General features: G+C 38.9%; 1 protein-coding gene. It reads left to right on the plus strand.

Going from position 1 to position 1,292, the window contains the following annotated elements; genetic code table 11:
- The first annotated feature begins 494 nt into the window (after nt 1-494).
- Entirely contained in the window at nt 495-1,247 is a 753-nt protein-coding gene (locus ACFIKX_RS10340) for an antA/AntB antirepressor family protein (protein WP_375628763.1), read from the plus strand.
- Nucleotides 1,248-1,292: the final 45 nt, after the last annotated feature.

Below are 1,292 nucleotides of genomic sequence, written 5' to 3' on the forward strand. Positions count from 1 at the left end.
TAATGCTTCGCTTTTTCCAGAAAAAATACAATAAAATCAATTCAAAAGGTACTTCCCAGCGGGTTGGCTTCATTGCGGGGCGGACGAGCGCGAACTATCGCTAGCGACAGAATTTTCAATTTGACTGTACATTGTACACATAACTCATTGATAAATAATGATTTCAATATGTACACTGTACAGTATGTGAAACGTTTTCTTAGCAAAAAGTAATTTTTATTACTTGACAATTCTACAGTAATAGGTATCTTCGAATCAGGTGCCTGAAAACACCTTAAAACCATAAGCGGATGGATTGCCGATACAATCTTTTTCCGTACATTGAAGGCTTTGACTCATTATATGCGTATGGCGTATACTGGTCTTGTCGGGTGTGGTTATGCCATAAAATACCCTTTCGGGGGAAAGCATAACGACGGACTTATGGCCGTGTTTTCAGCGCCCGATACCTTTCTAAGGTGTCAATGAAAACATTTAACCATAAGGAGTTCACAATGAACACTCTTATTCCGATATCGGAACAAACTGTTGGACAGGAAATTGTTCAAACAGTAAATGCACGTAATCTGCACACATTCTTAGAGGCAAAACGAGACTTTTCCAATTGGATTAAAGACCGTATTATCAAATACAATTTAGAAGAGGGAATAGATTATATTTTAACGCTCGCCAAAACTGGCGAACGTCAAAATGTAGTGTTAAAAGAATATTATCTTACACTAAATGTAGCAAAAGAGCTTTCTATGCTTGAGAACAATAAGAAAGGTAGAGAAGCTCGTTTATACTTTATCAAATGTGAACGGCTTTTGAAGCAAGTAGCAACACCACAGATAACTGCATCACAAGTTGACTATTCCAAACCGGAAGCATTGCTTGGTGTTTTGAATCATCTACAAAGCCAAATAGAACATAAAGATCATGTGATTGCAGAATTGACACCAAAAGCAAAAGCTTTGGATGGCTTAAAGCGCTCTGATGGTTTATTCGGTCTTATTGAAGCAGCAAAGATGTTGGAAGTAAGACCAAAGGATTTAACTGATTACTTGCGTAAACATGACTGGGTCTATCGACGGGCTCCAGGGGCGCCTCTGTTACCTTATCAGGACAAGATCAAGAAAGGATTCATGGACTGCCCTGCTATCACCATTCAAAGACCGGATGGTACAGAAAAGGTGCTCCCTTCAACGAAAATCACATCGAGAGGATTGGCATGTTTGAGAGAACAAATCCATGGAGGTGTACAATGAAGATAGATACCAACTTCTTATGCGATTTATGGATAGCATTATCTC

This window comes from Bartonella sp. CM86QHHN (assembly GCF_042194695.1).
Lineage (GTDB): Bacteria > Pseudomonadota > Alphaproteobacteria > Rhizobiales > Rhizobiaceae > Bartonella.

Excerpts from the sequence above, each read along its gene's own strand:
- ACFIKX_RS10340 (WP_375628763.1), top strand. The coding sequence starts at position 495 with ATGAACACTCTTATTCCGATATCGGAACAAACTGTTGGACAGGAAATT.